This window comes from Pseudomonas sp. MWU347, assembly GCF_017947305.1.
GTDB lineage: Bacteria > Pseudomonadota > Gammaproteobacteria > Pseudomonadales > Pseudomonadaceae > Aquipseudomonas > Aquipseudomonas putida_A.
Map to the genome: position 1 here is coordinate 135,700 of NZ_JAFGZB010000003.1, position 18,982 is coordinate 154,681.

12 protein-coding genes and 2 riboswitches are annotated in these 18,982 nt (G+C 61.7%); of the genes, 7 read left to right on the forward strand and 5 right to left on the reverse strand.

The window, feature by feature from the left end:
- Positions 1–38 precede the first annotated feature (38 nt).
- Positions 39–3,749, reverse strand: a complete 3,711-nt coding sequence (metH, locus tag KCG87_RS07010; protein ID WP_027613709.1) for a methionine synthase — start codon at positions 3,747–3,749, stop codon at positions 39–41.
- Between the two features lie 157 nt (positions 3,750–3,906).
- On the opposite strand from metH, the gene KCG87_RS07015 reads away from it, so the two are divergent.
- The 3 genes from KCG87_RS07015 (at position 3,907) to nfuA (ending at position 8,053) form a co-directional block, all read left to right on the forward strand.
- The gene (locus KCG87_RS07015; RefSeq protein WP_210557309.1) at positions 3,907–6,201 is read left to right on the forward strand and encodes a fatty acid cis/trans isomerase; all 2,295 of its coding nucleotides are present in this window, start codon (positions 3,907–3,909) and stop codon (positions 6,199–6,201) included.
- 184 nt (positions 6,202–6,385) lie between these two features.
- Positions 6,386–7,411, forward strand: coding sequence for an acyltransferase (locus KCG87_RS07020; protein WP_210557307.1), 1,026 nt, complete (start codon positions 6,386–6,388; stop codon positions 7,409–7,411).
- A gap of 57 nt (positions 7,412–7,468) precedes the next feature.
- Entirely contained in the window at positions 7,469–8,053 is a 585-nt protein-coding gene (gene nfuA, locus KCG87_RS07025; RefSeq protein WP_210557305.1) for a Fe-S biogenesis protein NfuA, read from the forward strand.
- Between the two features lie 201 nt (positions 8,054–8,254).
- Here nfuA and cobM read toward each other — a convergent pair whose 3' ends face one another.
- The 4 genes from cobM to KCG87_RS07045 form a co-directional block, all read right to left on the reverse strand.
- Positions 8,255–9,001 (reverse strand): precorrin-4 C(11)-methyltransferase, encoded by a 747-nt coding sequence (gene cobM / locus KCG87_RS07030; protein WP_210557303.1) that lies wholly within the window; start codon positions 8,999–9,001, stop codon positions 8,255–8,257.
- Positions 9,002–9,082: 81 nt separating this feature from the next.
- The gene (locus KCG87_RS07035; RefSeq protein ID WP_041072679.1) at positions 9,083–9,496 is read right to left on the reverse strand and encodes a cobalamin biosynthesis protein; all 414 of its coding nucleotides are present in this window, start codon (positions 9,494–9,496) and stop codon (positions 9,083–9,085) included.
- Positions 9,493–10,191: a CbtA family protein gene (locus tag KCG87_RS07040; RefSeq protein WP_210557300.1), complete on the reverse strand. Its 699-nt coding sequence runs from the start codon at positions 10,189–10,191 to the stop codon at positions 9,493–9,495. The genes KCG87_RS07035 and KCG87_RS07040 overlap by 4 nt, the downstream gene beginning before the upstream one ends.
- A gap of 11 nt (positions 10,192–10,202) precedes the next feature.
- Positions 10,203–10,400 carry a CbtB domain-containing protein gene (locus KCG87_RS07045; protein WP_003225486.1) on the reverse strand — a complete coding sequence of 66 codons (198 nt, stop codon included), beginning with the start codon at positions 10,398–10,400 and terminating at the stop codon, positions 10,203–10,205.
- Positions 10,401–10,522: 122 nt separating this feature from the next.
- A riboswitch (cobalamin riboswitch) is annotated at positions 10,523–10,745 on the reverse strand.
- 1,072 nt (positions 10,746–11,817) lie between these two features.
- A riboswitch (cobalamin riboswitch) is annotated at positions 11,818–12,031 on the forward strand.
- Between the two features lie 97 nt (positions 12,032–12,128).
- Between KCG87_RS07045 and cobW the strand changes: the two genes are divergently transcribed.
- The 4 genes from cobW (at position 12,129) to KCG87_RS07065 (ending at position 18,852) form a co-directional block, all read left to right on the forward strand.
- The gene (cobW, locus tag KCG87_RS07050) at positions 12,129–13,199 is read left to right on the forward strand and encodes a cobalamin biosynthesis protein CobW (RefSeq protein ID WP_095136192.1); all 1,071 of its coding nucleotides are present in this window, start codon (positions 12,129–12,131) and stop codon (positions 13,197–13,199) included.
- Positions 13,200–13,202: 3 nt separating this feature from the next.
- A complete protein-coding gene (cobN, locus tag KCG87_RS07055) occupies positions 13,203–17,051 on the forward strand; it encodes a cobaltochelatase subunit CobN (RefSeq protein WP_210557298.1) in 3,849 nt (1,282 codons plus the stop codon).
- Positions 17,052–17,194: 143 nt separating this feature from the next.
- Positions 17,195–18,193, forward strand: coding sequence for an AAA family ATPase (locus KCG87_RS07060; protein ID WP_210557296.1), 999 nt, complete (start codon positions 17,195–17,197; stop codon positions 18,191–18,193).
- A complete protein-coding gene (locus tag KCG87_RS07065) occupies positions 18,178–18,852 on the forward strand; it encodes a VWA domain-containing protein (protein ID WP_210557436.1) in 675 nt (224 codons plus the stop codon). Before KCG87_RS07060 ends, KCG87_RS07065 begins: the two co-directional genes overlap by 16 nt.
- The last annotated feature ends 130 nt before the right edge of the window (positions 18,853–18,982 follow it).

Below are 18,982 nucleotides of genomic sequence, written 5' to 3' on the forward strand. Positions count from 1 at the left end.
GGTCAGTCCCCGGGAGGTTCGGGGACTGACCGTTGCGCTTATTCGTCGTAACCGAGGTTCGGCGCCAGCCAGCGCTCGGTCACGCTCAGTTCCTGACCTTTGCGCGAGGTGTAGCTCTGCACCTGATCCTTGTCGACCTTGCCGACGGCGAAGTATTGCGCCTGCGGATGGGCGAAGTACCAGCCGCTGACCGCTGCCGCCGGGAACATCGCGTAATGCTCGGTAAGGAACACGCCGCTGCGCCCGGCACGCATTTCGCTGGCTTCAGGATCGAGCAGGGTGAACAACGTGGCTTTCTCGGTGTGATCCGGGCAGGCCGGATAACCCGGTGCCGGACGGATACCGGAGTACTGTTCTTTGATCAGCGCGTCGTTGTCCAGCACCTCATCCTTGGCGTAACCCCAGTGCTCTTTGCGCACTTGCTGGTGCAGCCATTCGGCGCAGGCTTCGGCCAGACGGTCGGCCAGTGCCTTGACCATGATCGAGTTGTAGTCGTCGCCAGCATCCTGATAGGCCTTGGCGACTTCTTCGGCGCCGATGCCGGCGGTGGTGATGAAACCACCGACGTAGTCGGTCACTTCGCTGTCTTTCGGTGCGACGAAGTCGGCCAGCGAGAAGTTTGGTTTGCCGTCGGTCTTGATGATCTGCTGGCGCAGGTGATGCAGGCGCGCCATTGGCTTGCCGTCATCGCCGTACAGTTCGATGTCGTCGTCATGCACCTGATTGGCCGGCCAGAAACCGAATACCGCACGGGCGCTGATCAGCTTTTCGTCGATCAGCTTGGTGAGCATCTCGCGGGCGTCCTTGTACAGCGCGGTGGCCGCTTCACCGACCACTTCGTCTTCGAGGATGCGCGGGAATTTGCCGGCCAGGTCCCAGGAGATGAAGAACGGCGTCCAGTCGATGTACTCGGCCAGAACATTGAGGTCGATGTTGTCCAGCACCCGGGTACCGGTGAAAGTCGGTTTGACCGGCGTGTAGTTGGCCCAGTCGAACTGTGGCTTCTTGGCAATCGCCGCCGCGTAGCTCAGGCGCTCGGTACGGGCGCTGCGGTTGGCGGTGCGCTCACGCACATCGACGTATTCCAGACGGGTCTTCTCGACGAAACCGGCCTTGAGTTCCTTGGACAGCAACTGCGTCGCGACACCGACCGCACGCGAGGCGTCGGTCACGTAGACCACCGCATCGTTGCTGTACTTCGGCTCGATCTTCACGGCGGTGTGCGCCTTGGAGGTGGTCGCGCCACCAATCATCAACGGCAGATGGAAATCCTGACGCTGCATTTCACGGGCAACGTGGACCATCTCGTCCAGCGACGGGGTGATCAGGCCAGACAGGCCGATGATGTCGCACTTTTCTTCCTTGGCGACCTGGAGGATTTTCTCCGCCGGGACCATCACGCCGAGGTCGACGATGTCATAGCCGTTGCAACCCAGCACCACGCCGACGATGTTCTTGCCGATGTCGTGCACGTCGCCTTTTACCGTGGCCATCAGGATCTTGCCCTTGGCTTCCGGCTTGTCGCCTTTTTCCAGTTCGATGAACGGGATCAGATGCGCTACGGCCTGTTTCATCACGCGCGCGGATTTCACCACCTGCGGCAGGAACATTTTGCCGGCACCGAACAGGTCGCCGACGATGTTCATGCCGGACATCAGCGGGCCTTCGATGACTTCGATCGGCCGCGCAAACGACTGGCGCGACTCTTCGGTGTCTTCGACGATGTGCGTGGTGATGCCCTTGACCAGCGCATGCTCCAGACGCTTGTTGACGTCCCAGCTGCGCCACTCTTCGGTCTCGGCTTCCTTGACGCTGCCGTCGCCCTTGTACTTGTCGGCGATGGCGAGGAGGGCGTCGGTGCCTTCCGGCGTGCGGTTGAGGATCACGTCTTCGACGGCGTCGCGCAGCTCCTGCGGGATCTGGTCGTAGATTTCCAGCTGACCGGCGTTGACGATACCCATGGTCAGGCCGGCGCGGATCGCATACAGCAGGAACACCGAGTGAATCGCTTCACGCACCGGGTTGTTGCCACGGAACGAGAACGACACGTTGGACACGCCGCCGGAACTCAGCGCATACGGCAGCTCGTCGCGGATGTACGCACAGGCGTTGATGAAGTCCACAGCGTAGTTGTTGTGTTCTTCGATGCCGGTGGCCACGGCGAAGATGTTCGGGTCGAAGATAATGTCTTCCGGCGGGAAGCCGACTTCGTTGACCAGAATGTCGTAGGAGCGTTTGCAGATTTCTTTCTTGCGCGCTTCGGTGTCGGCCTGGCCGGCTTCGTCGAACGCCATCACCACCACCGCAGCGCCGTAGCGTTTGCACAGCTTGGCGTGATGGATGAATTGCTCGACGCCTTCTTTCATGCTGATCGAGTTGACGATGCCCTTGCCCTGAATGCACTTCAGACCGGCTTCGATCACTTCCCATTTCGAGGAGTCGATCATGATCGGTACGCGGGAGATGTCCGGTTCCCCGGCGATCAGATTGAGGAAGGTCACCATGGCCTTCTTCGAATCGAGCATGCCTTCGTCCATGTTGATGTCGATCACCTGCGCGCCGGCCTCGACCTGCTGCAGGGCGACTTCCAGGGCTTCGGTGTAGTTGTCTTCACGGATCAGACGGGCGAACTTGGCGGAACCGGTGATGTTGGTGCGCTCGCCGACGTTGACGAACAACGAGCTGCGATCGATGGTGAACGGCTCTAGGCCCGAGAGGCGGCAGGCCTTGGGGATGTCCGGAATCTGCCGCGGTGCGTAACCGGCCACGGCCTTGGCGATGGCTTCGATGTGGCCCGGGGTGGTGCCGCAGCAACCGCCGACGATATTGAGGAAACCGCTCTGGGCGAATTCTTCGATGACTTTGGCGGTTTGCGCCGGCAACTCGTCGTACTCGCCGAACTCGTTCGGCAAACCGGCGTTCGGGTGCGCGGAAACGTGAGTGCTGGCCTTGTTCGACAGCTCTTCCAGGTAGGGGCGCAGCTCACTGGCGCCGAGGGCGCAGTTGAGGCCGACCGAGATCGGCTTGGCGTGGGCCACGGAGTTCCAGAACGCTTCGGTGGTCTGGCCCGACAGGGTGCGGCCGGACGCATCGGTGATGGTCCCGGAAATCATGATCGGCAGTTCGATGTGCAGCTCTTCGAACACGCCTTGCACGGCGAAGATCGCGGCTTTGGCGTTGAGGGTGTCGAAGATGGTTTCGATCAGGATCAGGTCGACGCCGCCCTCGATCAGGCCTTTGGTGGCCTCGGTGTAGTTCTCCACCAGTTCATCGAAGGTGACGTTGCGGTAGCCGGGGTTGTTCACGTCTGGCGACAGCGAGCAGGTGCGGCTGGTCGGGCCGAGCACGCCGGCGACGAAACGTGGCTTGTCCGGGTTCTCGGCGGTCTTGGCGTCGGCCACCTTGCGCGCCAGTCGCGCGCCTTCTACGTTTAATTCGTACGCCAGTTCTTCCATGCCGTAGTCGGCCATGGAAATGCGTGTGGCGTTGAAGGTGTTGGTTTCCAGAATGTCGGCGCCGGCATCCAGATAGGCCTTTTCGATGCCGCCGATCACGTCCGGACGGGTAATCACCAGCAGGTCGTTGTTGCCCTTGACGTCGCTCGGCCAGTCAGCGAAGCGTTTGCCGCGATAATCCTGTTCTTCGAGCTTGTAGCTCTGGATCATCGTGCCCATGCCGCCGTCGAGAATCAGGATGCGCTCTTTGAGGGCTTGCTTGAGAGCTTGAAGGCGGACGCTGCGATCGGACATTGGGACTACTCGAAAAAGACCATGACGAAGGGCCGGGATCATAACAAACCTGTGCGCTTTTGGAGCACGTGCTGCTTTTGCATGAATATCGTTCATGTTGGTACGAGCGTCATACTGTAGAATCGCGGGCGTTTTTTTCACGATCGGGATCATGGGCATGTCGTACCGCGTCATCAGCATTTTCATGCTGTTTTTAAGCTGGGGCGCCATTGCGCAGGAACCCGCGATCTCACCTTCTATTTCATATACGCGTGACATCCAGCCAATCTTCACCGAGAAGTGTGTGGCCTGCCATGCCTGCTACGACTCGGCGTGCCAGCTCAATCTGGGCAGCGGCGAAGGCGCAGCGCGGGGCGCGAGCAAGATGCCGGTCTACGATGGCGAGCGCACTCAGGCGGCGCCGACCACTCGGCTGTTCTACGACGCTTTCGGCAAACGTGCCTGGCAGCAGAAGGGCTTTTATTCGGTACTCGACGCTCAGGGCAGCCAGGCGGCGCTGATGGCGCGGATGCTGGAACTGGGCCACAAAACCCCGCTGACACCGAATGCCAAGCTCCCGGAAGACATCGTGCTCGGCCTGCAACGGGAAAACATGTGCGCGATGCCCGCCGAGTTTGACGGCTATGCCGGCGCCCACCCGAAAGAAGGCATGCCGCTGGCGGTGACGGGGCTGACCGATCAGCAATACCAGACCCTGCAACACTGGCTGGCGTCCGGTGCGCCGATCGACGAGCAGGGGCTGGCGCCGAGCGCCAGGGAAGCGCTGCAAATCGTCCAGTGGGAAAACCTGCTCAATGCGCCGGGGGCGCGGCAGAGTCTGGTCGGGCGCTGGCTGTTCGAACACTGGTTCCTCGCGCATATCTATTTCAAGGACGGCGAGCCGGGGCACTACTTCCAGTGGGTGCGTTCGCGCACGCCGACAGGGCAGCCGATCGACCTGATCGCCACCCGCCGCCCGAATGACGATCCGGGCACTCAGGTGTATTACCGCTTGTGGCCGGTGCGAGGGGTGATCGTGCACAAGACCCACATCACCTATCCGCTGAGTGCGGCGAAGATGGCGCGGGTCAAGAGTCTGTTCTACAGCGGAAACTGGCAGGTCAACGCGCTGCCGGGTTACGGCCCGCAGAGCCGGGCCAACCCGTTCGCCACCTTCGAGGCGATTCCGGCGCAGGCGCGTTATCAGTTCATGCTCGATAACGCTGAATACTTCGTCCGCACCTTCATTCGCGGGCCGGTGTGCCGTGGGCAGATTGCGACGGATGTGATCCGCGATAACTTCTGGGCGCTGTTCCAGGCTCCGGAACATGATCTGTACATCACCGACCCCAACTATCGCGGCCAGGCCACGCCGTTGCTGGCAATGCCTGGGCAGAACGATGACGTCGGCAGTGTGCTGAGCCTGTGGCACAACTACCGTAACAAGCGCAACGAATACGAAGCCCTGCGCCGCGACAGTTACGCCGAACTGCCGGCTCCGAGCTGGTCAACCCTGTGGGCCGGCAACGACAACGCGCTGCTGAGCATTTTCCGCCACTTCGACAGTGCGTCGGTGACCAAAGGCCTGATCGGCGAAGTGCCACAGACCATGTGGCTGTTCGACTATCCACTGCTGGAGCGCACCTATTATCAGTTGGCGGTCAACTTCGATGTGTTCGGCAACGTCTCCCATCAGGCGCAGACGCGTCTGTATTTCGACCTGATCCGCAACGGCGCCGAGCAGAACTTCCTGCGCCTGATGCCGGCCGATTCCCGCGAGGACTACCTCGATGATTGGTACCAAAGCAGCGGCCAGTTCAAGATGTGGCTCGACTATGAGGCGATCGACGACGACAAACCGACCGCGCTGAAACTCGATCCGAAGGACCCTAAATACGATTTCGCCATGCAGTTGCTGGCGCGTTACGGCGACCTCAATGCGCGGCCGGATCCGATCAATCGCTGTGACGGCGCCTATTGCTCGCGACCGAATATCGACCCGGCGCTACAGAACGCCGAGCAGGCGCTGAGTCGCCTGACCTCGCGTCCGGCCGCCGGTTTGAAGGTGATCGACCAATTGCCGGAAGCAACCATGCTGCGCATCGAAACCCGCAGCGGCAAACGCGAGATGTACAGCCTGCTGCGCAACCGTGCGCACAGTAACGTGGCGTTTCTGTTGGGCGAATCGCTGCGCTATCAACCGGGGCTCGACACCTTGACCATCTACCCGGGCGTATTGAGCAGCTATCCGAATTTCATCTTCAACGTTCCAGCCGAACAAGTGCCGGAGTTTGTCGATGCCATGGAGAATGCCAAGGATGCCGATCGTTTCGAGAAAATCGTCGAACGCTGGGGGATTCGTCGCAGTCATCCGCAATTCTGGTTCTATTTCCACGACCTGAGCCAATACCTCCACGAAACCGATCCGGTGGAAGAGGGCGTGCTGGACATGAACCGCTACCAGAATCTTTGATCATTTAATACAGGTCTGCTGTCCCAATTCTTAGCAACACCGCACATTCCCTGTAGGAGTGAGCCTGCTCGCGATGGCGTCAGTCCATTCAGAATGGTTGTCGCCTGACATGTCGTCATCGCGAGCAGGCTCACTCCTACAAGGGGGCGGTGGTGGTTTTGAGAGTTGTGGACAGGAGCCGATCATGTTGATTTCAGTGCAGGCCCTGCGGGCGCTTGCCGCGTGGACGGTGGTCTGTCACCACTTCATGCAGATTTTCTTCGACTTCAAGGCGCGCGGCCCGGTCGGGCAATTCTTCATCGACAAGGGCGCAGTCGGCGTCGATGTTTTCTTCGTCATCAGTGGTCTGGTGATTTTCCTCTCCACCGAAAGCAAAGCGCTGCCTCCGGCGCGGTTTCTGCTGTATCGGTTGTTTCGCATTGTCCCGGCGTACTGGCTGTACACGCTGTTGATGGCGTTGCTGGTGCTGTTCGCCCGGCCAATGTTGCCGGATCAGACGGTGGACTGGGCGCATTTCCTCGCGTCGCTGTTATTCATTCCTGCGCAAAACCCCGGCGGTTACGGGATTTATCCGACGCTGAATGTCGGCTGGACGCTCAACTACGAAATGCTCTTCTATGTGTTGTTTGGATGCGCGCTGGTGTTCCGCTGGCAGGTGCGCTTGCTGGTGGTCGCCGCGTTGCTGTTTTCGGTGTGTCAGGCGTTCGGCTGGCTCAACGAGTTTTACCGTTCCGACATCGTCTACGAGTTTCTGCTGGGGATCGGCATTGGCGTGCTCTATCGCCGGGGCTGGATTGGCGCCGGCCTGTGGCTGCCGCTGTTGGCGATGGGCGCTGCGATGATGGCGATCTATCACCTGGCACCGGCGCCAAGGTTATTGAACTGGGGCGTGCCGAGCGCGGTGCTGGTGATGGCTTGCATGGCGCTGGAGCGCTACGTCGAGCGCAATCGGGTGATGAAATGGCTCGGTGACTGTTCCTATTCAGTGTATCTGATGCACGTGTTGGTGTTGTCGGTTGGTGGTTTTATCGCGCGACGCTACGGAATCAACCCGTATCTGATGTTCATCGTCTGCGCTCTGGCGATTGGTGTGGGGTCATGGTTGAGCTACGAATGGGTGGAAAAACGCAGCTATCAGTGGCTTAAAGCGCGGATCGAGGGCGAACCGATGCGCGCACCTGTCGAGAATCTTTCCCGACAAAAATACTAGGACTTTGTCCGGCGCAATGATTGGCGTAAACTGCGCCCAAGCCTGCGAGGAGTTTCCATGACCGCTATTACCATTACCGACGCCGCCCACGATTACCTGGCCGATCTGCTCTCCAAGCAGAACACTCCAGGCATCGGCATCCGCGTCTTCATCACCCAGCCTGGCACCCAGTACGCCGAAACCTGCATTGCCTACTGCAAGCCGGGCGAAGAAAAACCTGAAGATACCGCGCTGGGGCTGAAAAGCTTCACAGCCTATATCGATTCGTTCAGCGAAGCGTTCCTTGACGACGCCGTCGTCGATTACGCCACCGACCGCATGGGCGGCCAACTGACCATCAAGGCGCCAAACGCCAAAGTCCCGAAGGTCAATGCCGACAGCCCGGTCAACGAGCGCATCAATTACTATCTGCAAACCGAAATCAACCCGGGGCTGGCCAGCCACGGCGGTCAGGTCAGCCTGATCGATGTGGTCGAGGACGGCATTGCCGTGCTGCAGTTCGGCGGCGGCTGCCAGGGCTGCGGCCAGGCCGACGTGACCCTGAAGGAAGGCATCGAACGCACCTTGCTCGAGCGTATTCCAGAGCTCAAAGGTGTGCGCGACGTGACCGACCACACGCAGAAAGAAAACGCCTACTACTGAGTAAGGTGTTCACTGCGAACACGAAAAACGGCGCCCCGTGAGCGCCGTTTTTTTATGCACTTGATTAATGAGTGCCTGTTTATTGTGTGGCGAGGGGATTTATCCCCGATGGGTTGCGAAGCAGCCCCAGAAAAGGAACTGCTGCGCAGTTCATCGGGGATAAATCCCCTCGCCACAGGTTGGCACCCAATCCCATATGATTCAGGGTCTGTAGAGGTGCGCATGCCCCGCGCGATACAGCGACGATTCGCTAAACACCTCACTGCCCAACACCCGTCCCACCAGAATCAACGCCGTGCGCCGAAACCCTTTGGCCGCAACCTTCGCGGCAATATCCGCCAGCGTCCCCACCACCCAGTCCTGATCCGGCCACGTCGCCCGGTGAATCACCGCAATCGGGCAATCCGCGCCGTAATGCGGCAGCAGTTCGGCGATGATTTTCTGCAGATGATTGACCCCCAGATGAATCGCCATGGTCGCGCCATGCTGCGCCAGACTGCTCAGCTCCTCACCCGCCGGCATTGCGGTCTTGTCCGCGTAGCGGGTCAGAATCACGCTCTGCGACACGTCCGGCAGTGTCAGTTCCGTGCCAAGCAACGCCGCACACGCTGCGGTCGCGGTGACGCCGGGAATGATCTCGAACGGAATATTCAGCTCGCGCAGATAACGAATCTGCTCGCCAATCGCGCCATACAGGCTCGGATCGCCGGAATGCACCCGCGCCACATCCTGGCCCTTTGCATGGGTGGTTTTGATCAATTCAATGATCTGCTCCAGATGCAATTCGGCGCTGTTGACCACGGTTTCAGCCTGATGCCCCTCCAGCACCGCAGCCGGTACCAGCGAGCCTGCGTAGATGATCACCGGGCAGCTGCGGATCAGCCGCTGGCCTTTGACGGTGATCAATTCCGGGTCGCCTGGGCCGGCGCCGATGAAGTAGACGGTCATGAAGAAATCCTGTGAAAAACGGGGCAGGGCAACGCTTCAGATGAAGATTGCTCATGATCAAACGGGGGGATTATCGGGAATTTACGCAGCGCCGGCCAATGCCAAGGTTGCCTGAGCGTATTTTTGCCGGGAAATCAGCAGTTTTGCCGGTGCCTGAATCAACTGCTCGGCAAGGGCCAGGGCGGCACTTTCCGCCACGCCGTAGCAGCCAGTGCGCTCATAGGCGATCTGCGAATGGTGGCTCAGGCGTTGCTGATAACTGGCCAGTTCGTCGCTGCTGAAATACAACAGCGGCAACGCCAGTTGACTGGCCAGTTCCTGCAGGCCGGGTTCATCGCGTTTAAGATCGATGCTGGCCAAGGCCTTGACCGCTTCAAGTTCTATACGATGCGCCTGCAACGCTTGATCGAGTAGCGCGCGCAGCGTGCTGACCGGGCAGCCGCGCTGGCAGCCCAGGCCGACCACAAAGGTCGGCGCTGCGCGGTCATCGGTCATGCGTGGTATTGACCATCGCTTTTGCGGCGGAACAACCAGGCGCTGATCAGACCCAGGGCCAGCCAGAACGCCACATTGGTCAACTGCGAAGCGATTTTGAACTGGGCTCCCAGCGCCTCCGGGGCGAGCATCGAATGCACTTCCGGTTGCGGTGCGCCGATCACGTGCGGCACGGCGAGGATCGCCACGCCGAGCAGCTTCATCAGCCAGTGGCGGCTGAACACGATCAGCGCCAGGCCGACAGCGGTGGAAGCGGCGGTGCCGATCCACCAGGTTTGCCGCGACGCCAGATCGGCTGCAGCGGTGCCCGGCAGTTCAGGCGGCAGGCCCAGGGTCGGTGCGAGCACGAAGGTCGCGTAACCGGCCAGGCCCCAGAGCAGGCCTTGCGAGGTTTTGGTCGGTGCACGCAGGGTGTACAGGCCAGCGAGCATCAGGGCGAAACCGACCGCCACCACCAGATTGCCGCCGGTGGTCGAGACCACGCGTTGCCAGCCGTCCTCCGGCTCCCAGGCTTCGGCGTCATGGGTGTGAGCAGCCGTACCGGCGGCGTGTTCGTGAACGGCCACCGGTTCGGACTTCTCGAAGGTTTCGGCTTGTAGAATCAGCGGCGAGACCCAGAAGCTTTGCAGCAACGTCAGCAGCAGGGCGGCCAGCAGGCCGGTGAAGCCTGCGGTTTGCGCGATACGCTTGATCATGTCTGCAGGTCTCAGTGGCACGGGAACGCGGCGCTGTGGCGGGTATCGTGAGCGGCGTTGTGCACCGCTTCGATGTGCGAGAAACCGGCGAAGTACACAAGGCTGGCACCCAGAATCGACGCGAAGATCGCGGCGGTCAGGCGTTGGCTCAAGGTGGCGGTGCTGGAGATTTTGTCGGTGTTGCTGCCGGTGCTGCTGATGATCGACATGGCGCTTCCCTCTGGAGTGTCAGCGGGTGATATAGAGCGCATGAAAACCCCTGCGAGTCGGGCACGCAGAGGTTCGAACAGCGCCCGCCCACCGCGGGTTTGTTATGTTCAGCGACGCACAATGCGCACTGTGTGTTGCGGGCCGGTCTCCGGGCTCACGAGGGGTTGGCGTCTGGCCGACCTGCAAGCGTCACCTTCCCATGCCGCGTTGGCACAGTGGATCTGACGCTTCGCTCGCTTACCGTTGCGGGGGCAGCACCGGACTGACATGGCTTTGAGTAAAGCACATGATTCACCGGTTTCCCGTTTCACCCTGTGAAGGGCACCCGTAACAAGTTGTGTAGGAGAGCATGGGGTGGGGGATTTAGTCAATTTTGGGGGTGGATCCGTTGCTGCGGTAACGGCCACTTAGGGTTCCGCCCTTACGGCGGGTCACTTTTGGCAAACGCCCCAAAAGTAACCAAAAGGTCTATGCCCTGACGTTCGGCCCTCGCCTAGGCTCGGGTTCCTTCGCTGCGGGATTTATCCGGGGGGCAGCGCCTACGGTTTGCTTCGCTGCACCTCCTCTCGCTGTGTTTGGCTGCGCCAAACGGTCGCTGCGCTCCCGGATAAATCCCTCCACTCAGCCTGCCGACGGGCCCGCAGATCAAAAGCGGTACTCGAGCTAACGCTCATTGTGTTGAGTGGGGCGGCTTCGCCGCATGGGGTGCACGCTTTCAGCCTGCTGGCGATGGCGGCCTGACAGCCGACCAATTTCTAACTGATCACACCCGATCCCACTGTGGGAGCTGGCTTGCCAGTGATGGCGGCCTGACAGCCGACCAATTTCCAACTGAACACACCCATTCCAACTGTGGGAGCGAGCTTGCTCGCGAAGGCGGCCTGACAGCCGACCAAATCCCAAACTGAATACACCCAATCCCCTGTAGGAACTGCCGAAGGCTGTGATCTTTTGATCTGCTTTGGCTTTGGCTTTGGCTCTGGCTCTTGAAGTGGCTTTTGATCTTCAGCCCCTTCGGCAGGCCGAGCGTAGGTGTTCATCCGGGGGTTAGGCGCGCAGCGCCATGCGGCGAAGCCGCATACATCGAGAGGAGGTGCAGCGAAGCAAACCGGAGGCGATGCCCCCGGATGGACACCGTAGCGAGGGAACACTGAGCCTAAGCGAAGTGCCGTACGCCGGGGCAAAGCCTTTTGGGTTACCTTTTCGGCGTTTGGAAAAGGTGACTCGCTGTAAGAGCGAAACCGCCAGAGGCAACACCCGAAGGAACGGATATGCCCCCAAACCCCAAACCTCAAACCCGGCGTTTGGAAAAAGTGACCGCTGTAAGAGCGAAACCATAGGAGGCCGTTACCGCAGCAACGGATATGCCCCCAATCCAAAAAAAAACCAAAGCATTGACCCATCCTCAAGCCATGCGTAGCCTTGCGCTTTCGAGGTTCTTCGGCCCACGCCGAAGCTAAGAAGGGAACGCGGTCAAAGCCGCGGCTGCCCCCGCAACTGTGAACGGTGAAGTTCGTTGCCACGCCACTGCCAGCTCAATCCACTGAGCCCGCGGGAAGGCGCAGCGAACGCCGGGCCCAAGGCCCGAACACCGTCAGCCAGGAGACCTGCCTCGTCACAGATTTCTCACTACAACCGGGCGGGGTGATCCGGTGGCGAATTCTTCCGCGCGCACGCTCGCAGCGGATCTCGTCCCGTATGCCCGCCACCTTGCCAAAGGGCATCCGATGAAAACACTGGCCAAACTCCCCGTCACCATCGTCACCGGTTTCCTCGGCTCGGGCAAAACCACCTTGCTGCGACACATGCTCGACAACGCTCAGGGCCGTCGCATCGCGGTGATCGTCAACGAGTTCGGCGAACTGGGCATCGACGGTGAGATCCTCAAGCAATGCACCATCGGCTGCACCGAAGAAGAAGCCACTGGCCGCGTCTACGAACTGGCCAACGGTTGCCTGTGCTGCACGGTGCAGGAAGAGTTCTTCCCGGTGATGCGTGAACTGGTCGCCCGGCGCGGTGACCTCGATCACATCCTGATCGAGACGTCCGGTCTGGCCCTGCCAAAACCGCTGGTACAAGCCTTCCAGTGGCCGGAAATCCGCAGCGCCTGCACCGTGGATGCGGTGATCACCGTGGTCGACAGCCCAGCCGTGGCCGCTGGCACCTTTGCCGCGTTCCCGGATCAGGTCGATGCCCAGCGCAAACTCGACCCGAACCTGGATCACGAATCGCCACTTCATGAGCTGTTCGCCGACCAACTGGCCAGCGCCGATCTGGTGATCCTCAACAAGGCCGACCAGACCAGCGCCGAAGATCTGGCTCGCGTTCGCGCCGAAGTCGCCGAAGAACTGCCGCCAGCGGTGAAAATCATCGAAGCCAGCAACGGTCGCCTGCCGCTGGACGTGCTGATCGGCCTCGGTGCCGGATCCGAAGAACATATCGACAGCCGCCACAGCCATCACGATCACCACCACGACGGTGATGACGACCACGATGACCACGATCACGACGCCTTTGATTCGATCTCGATCGAACTGCCACAAGCCGACGAAAGCCTGCTGCTCGACGCGCTGACGCAACTGGTTGTGCAGCACGGCATTCTGCGCGTGAAGGGCTTCGCGGCGATTCCGAACAAGCCGATGCGCCTGTTGATTCAGGGCGTGGGCACGCGTTTCGACAAGCACTTCGACCGACAGTGGGGCGCTGACGAAGCGCGCGTCACCCGTCTGGTGCTGATCGGTCAGGAACTCGACGCCGCGCAACTCGAAGCGCAACTGCGCGCCGCGCTCAGCGTTTAAGCCATGCACCTGCTCAGGACCCAGCCCGGCGGTTTCGTGTCGGATGACAACATTGCCGACCTTGGACAAACCCCCGCCGAGCTGGTGATCCTGTGCAGCGGCGATTCCAGCCTGGCGCTGCTCGCCGAAGCGGCGCAGCAACTGCCTGAGGACTACCCGAGCCTGCGCCTGGCCAATCCGATGCAGGTGCAGAATCACGCCTCGGTCGACCTGTATGTCGATGAGGTGCTGCGGCACGCCAAGGTCATTCTGATTTCGCTGCACGGCGGCATCGCTTATTGGCGTTATGGCGTCGAGCGACTGGTGGAGTTGTCCGAGCGCGGGGTGCAGGTGATTCTGGTACCGGGGGATGATCGTCCCGACCCGGAACTCAGCGACCTGAGCACGGTGCCCGCCGAAGATCGCGACCGCCTCTGGCAGTTCCTGCGTCAGGGCGGCATGGGCAATGCGCTGGACTTCTTCCATTGCCTGGCCAACCGCTGGCTGGCGCGTGACTACGCCTGGGGCGAGCCGCAGGCGTTGCCGCGTACAGCGATTTATCACCCACAGAAAAACACCGCCGCACTGAGCGACTGGCAAGCCGAATGGCTGCCCGGTCAACCGGTCGCGGCGGTGTTGTTTTATCGATCGCATTTGCAAGCGGCGAACACCGCATTCATCGATGTGTTCTGCCAGCGCTTGCAGGCGGCGGGGCTCAATCCGTTGCCGATCGCGGTCGCCAGCCTGAAAGAACCCGGCTGTCTGAGCGTGGTCGAGGACTGGCTGGACGAGGTCGAGGCGGCGGTGATTCTCAACACCACCGGTTTCGCGCAGTCCAGTCCAGAAGCCCCGCATCTGCGCCCGTTCCGGCGCAATATTCCGGTGATTCAGGCGATCTGCGCTCAGGACAACGAGCCCGGTTGGCGCGACAGCGAGCAGGGCCTTGGCCCGCGAGATCTGGCAATGCACATCGCCTTGCCGGAACTCGACGGGCGCATCATCAGCCGGCCGATCAGCTTCAAGGATCTGGCCTGGCGCAGCGAGCGCAGCCAGTCCGACGTGGTCTGCTACCGGGCGCAACCCGAACGCATGGATTTCGTCGCTGAACTGGCGCGGCGCTGGAGCGATCTGGCGCGGCTGCCGAACGCGGAAAAACGCATCGCGCTGATCCTCGCCAACTACCCGACCCGCGATGGTCGAATCGGCAATGGCGTCGGTCTCGATACGCCGGCGGCGGCATTGAATATCCTGCGCGCGTTGCAGGCGGAAGGCTTCCCGCTGACGGCGGAGTTGCCGGACAGCGGCACCGCGTTAATCCAGCAATTGCTCGGCGGCGTCAGCAACGACCTCGACAGCATCGACCTGCGTCCGTGCCAGCAAAGTCTGGCGATGGATGCCTATCTGGCGATGTTCAACGCGCTGCCGCAAGCCAATCGCGCGGCAGTGCTGGAACGCTGGGGCGCGCCGCAAAACGATCCGATGTGCCGCGACGGGCGGATGATGATCGCCGGGCTGCGTTTTGGCCTGACCTTCGTCGGCATTCAACCGGCGCGCGGTTATCAGGTCGATCCGAGTGCGGTGTACCACGACCCGGATCTGGTGCCGCCGCACGGCTATCTGGCGTTCTATTTCTGGCTGCGCAACACCTACGGCGCGCACGCGGTGATTCACGTCGGCAAGCACGGCAACCTCGAATGGTTGCCGGGCAAGGGCGTCGGCCTTTCGGAAAATTGCTGGCCGGACGCATTGCTCGGGCCGCTGCCGAACATCTATCCGTTTATCGTCAACGACCCGGGCGAGGGCGCCCAGGCCAAACGGCGCACGCAAGCGGTGATCATCGACCACCTGATGCCGCCGCTGACCCGCGCCGAAACCTACGGCCCGCTGCGCAATCTGGAGCTGCTGGCCGACGAATATTACGAGGCGCAACTGCTCGATCCGCGTCGTGCGCGGGAGCTGCAGCGCGACATTCTGCAACTGGTGCGCGAGACGCAGATCGACCGCGAACTGCAACTCGACGCCGGTCTGGACAGCGACGCCGATGCAGCGATCTGGCTGCCGCGTCTGGACACCTATCTGTGTGACCTGAAGGAATCGCAGATCCGCGATGGCCTGCACATTTTCGGCGAGTCGCCGACCGGACGTTTGCGCATCGACACGCTGCTGGCGCTGCTGCGCATCCCGCGCGGCGACGGCAAGGGTGCGCAGTCGAGTCTGCTGCGGGCGTTGGCCAAGGCGTTTGAGTTGGGCTTTGATCCGCTGGATTGTGTGCTTGCCGATCCGTGGAGCGGCCCGCGTCCGCCAGAGCTGCAAAGCGTCAGCGACGAAGTCTGGCGCAGCGCCGGTGATACCCGCGAACGCCTTGAGCTATTCGCCACCCAACTGATCTCCGAAACAGTGCACGCCCTTTGTAGGAGTGAGCCTGCTCGCGATAGCGGTGTGTCATTCAACACTGAATTGTCTGACCTGACGCCATCGCGAGCAGGCTCACTCCTACAGGAACCGAGGGGGGCTGAAGTGAGGGCAATCATTGATAGCCTGCGCGAAGTCGTCGCCCCACGCCTCGACGCCTGCGGCCCCGCCGAAATGCGCGGTCTGCTCGACGCCCTCAACGGTCGCTTCGTCCCCGCCGGCCCAAGCGGCGCGCCCAGTCGTGGTCGTCTCGACGTGTTGCCCACAGGGCGCAACTTCTATTCGGTGGACGTACGCAACCTGCCGACCACCACCGCGTGGCGCATCGGTTTCCAGTCCGCCACGTTGATCCTTGAGCGCCACTTGCAGGATCACGGTGATCACCTGCGCCAGCTCGGGCTGTCGGTGTGGGGCACTGCGACGATGCGCACCGGCGGTGACGACATCGCCCAGGCCATGGCGTTGATGGGCGTGCGTCCTGTTTGGGCCACCGGCAGTCAGCGCGTTGATGACTTCGAAATTCTGCCGCTGAGCCTGCTCGACCGGCCACGAGTCGATGTCACGCTGCGGGTCTCGGGCTTCTTCCGCGATGCCTTTGCCAACCTGATTCGCCTGTTCGACGCCGCCGTGCAAGCGGTGGCGGCGCTGGACGAACCGGATGACCTCAATCCGCTGGCCGCCAAAGTCCGCGCCGAGCGTGAAGCGCTGCTGCAATCGGGGCTGGATGCCGACGCGGCACGGCGCCAGGCCGGCTGGCGTATTTTCGGCGCCAAGCCCGGGGCTTACGGCGCCGGTGTGCAAGGCGCGATCGACGGGCGCCTGTGGCAGACCCGCGAGGATCTGGCCGAGGTCTACCTGAACTGGGGCGCCTACGCTTACGGCGGTGCTGACGAAGGCACCGCCGCTCGTGAACAGTTCGTCCAGCGTCTGAGTCAGGTGCAAGCGGTGCTACAGAACCAGGACAATCGCGAGCACGACTTGCTCGATTCCAACGACTATTACCAGTTTCAGGGCGGCATGCTCGCGGCGGTGGAAACCCTGCGCGGCGAAGCGGCGGCGAGTTATCACGGCGATCACAGCCAGCCGGATCTGCCGAGAATCCGTACCCTGAAAGAAGAACTAAACCGAGTGATACGCTCGCGGGCGGCCAATCCGAAATGGATCGACGGGGTCAAGCGTCATGGCTATAAAGGCGCGTTCGAACTGGCGGCGACAGTCGATAACCTGTTCGCTTTCGACGCCACCACGCAACTGATCGATGATCATCAGTACGCGTTGCTGGCGGACGCCTATTTGCTCGACCCGACGACCCGCGATTTTGTTCGTGAACACAATCCGCATGCGCTGCGCGACATGACCGAGCGCATGCTCGAAGCGCAGCAGCGCGGGATGTGGCAGGAACCCGGCGTGTATAAAGAAGCACTGGAAAACCTGCTGCTGGATATAGAAGAAGACACCTGACACACCACAACATTTTGTAGGAGTGAGCCTGCTCGCGATAGCGGTGTATCAGCCAACCTATTTGTCGCTGACCCACCGCTATCGCGAGCAGGCTCACTCCTACATTGAAATGAATTCACACCGACCATGACCGAGTACCGAAGATGACCGACACCCCGCATTTCCCGCTCTCCGCCGTGGTCGGCGCCGATGACCTGAAACTCGCGCTGTGCCTGACCGCCATCGACCCGAAAATCGGTGGCGTGCTGATCGAAGGCCCGCGCGGCATGGCCAAATCGACCCTGGCCCGTGGCTTGGCCGATCTGCTCGCCAGCGGTCAATTCGTCACGCTGCCATTGGGTGCCACCGAAGAACGTCTGGTCGGCACCCTCGATCTCGACGCGGCGCTGAGCGCGGGTCGTGCGCAGTTTTCTCCCGGTGTTTTGGCCAAGGCTGACGGCGGTGTGCTGTACGTCGATGAAGTGAACCTGCTGCCCGATCATCTGGTGGATCTGCTGCTCGATGTGGCAGCCAGTGGCACCAACCTGATCGAGCGCGACGGTATTTCCCATCGGCATTCGGCGCGATTTGTATTGATCGGCACGATGAACCCGGAAGAGGGCGAATTGCGGCCACAGCTGCTTGACCGTTTCGGCCTGAACGTCGCCCTCAGCGGCCACACCGCGCCGACCGAACGCGGGCAGATCATCCGCCGCCGCCTGGATTTCGACAGCGATCCACAGGTGTTCTGCGCGCAGTGGGAAGCCCGGCAGCAAGCGCTGCGCGAACGCTGCGAACAGGCGCGCATCGCCTTGGCGAGCATTGCGCTGGACGACGACGCGTTGGCGAACATCACCGAGCGTTGTTTTGCGGCGGGTGTCGATGGCTTGCGTGCCGATCTGGTCTGGCTGCGGGCGGCCCGTGCGCACGCAGCATGGCGCGGCGCTGCAGCGATTGCCGAGCAGGACATCGACGCCGTGGCGGAATTTGCCCTGCGGCATCGCCGTCGCGAATCCTCTTCTTCCAGCCCTCAGCCACCCGCGCAGAACCCGGCCAGTAGCCAGGCCGAACCGAGCGAAGGGCAGGGCCAGCGGGGCGATATGCCCGCCCCGGCACTGGCCACTGGCGCTCGCCGCGAAGTGCCGAGCTGGCCAAAAAAGTAACCGGCATTCGTCCCCGATCCGACGCGGGGGCGAATGCCAGACCCCGCGCCGGACGCCTCGACCACGGACGCCAGGGCCAGCGCCACGCTGCGCGCAGCGGCCTGGTGAACTGGCCGGGCACGCTGCTCAATGGTCGGCCGCAGACTCGTGAAGATCTGCAGTTCCAGTTGCGTACTCGAACTCCCCATGAGCTGTGGCTGGTGATCGTTGATGCCTCGGCTTCAACGCGTCGGCATCAGGCGCTGAGCGATGCCAAGGGGTTGCTCGCGCAATTGTTCGATGATGCTTATCGGCAGCGTGCGCGGCTGGCCCTGCTGACCGCCAGCGGCAGCGCGCCGAAATGGCAGGTGCAAGGTCTGAAAGCATCGAGTGGCTTGCGCACCTGGCTGGAGGCGTTGGGGGCGGGCGGCGGCACGCCGTTGGTGGCGGCATTGACGCAGGCACAGCAATGGCTGGTGCAGCGACAAAAGCGCTTCCCGGCCGAGCAGCAGCGCTTGCTGGTGGTCACGGATGGGCGTTTGAAAGCCTTACCGTCGATGCCGCCGCTGGAGTGTCCGGGATTGTTGATCGACATTGAGCGCGGGCCCATCCGATTGGCACGGGCGCGGGAATTAGCGGCGGCGCTGAGTGCGGAATATCGGCATATCGATGATGTGTGATGCCTGTGCGGGCCTCTTCGCGAGCAAGCCCGCTCCCACACTGTGAGCGGTGTTCACAGATTACGAGTGCGACAAAAATCCTTGTAGGAGCCAGCCTGCTGGCGATGGCATCCACTCAATTCCAAGTGAA